General features: G+C 67.2%; 1 pseudogene. It reads right to left on the bottom strand.

The window, feature by feature from the left end:
- Nucleotides 1-232: pseudogene (locus AAEY79_RS16555) on the bottom strand (urocanate hydratase); the annotation flags it as partial.

Raw genomic sequence — 232 nt, forward strand, 5'->3', positions numbered from 1 at the left:
GTCCGGCGTGATGCCGCGCTTGACGAGTTCCGGGAACACGTCGGCCGCGTTGCCGAGCAGGCCGATCGACACCGGCTTGCCGGTGCGCTTCGCTTCGTCGATCATGGCGAGCGCTTCGTCGAGCGTCGTCGCCTTCTTGTCGACGTAGCGGGTCTTCAGGCGGAAGTCGATGCGCGTCTCGTCGCATTCGACCGCGATCATCGAGAAGCCGGCCATCGTCGCGGCGAGCGGC

It is taken from the genome of Psychrobacter sp. GW64-MNA-CIBAN-0177 (assembly GCF_040309585.1).
Classification (GTDB): Bacteria; Pseudomonadota; Gammaproteobacteria; order Pseudomonadales; family Moraxellaceae; genus Psychrobacter; species Psychrobacter okhotskensis.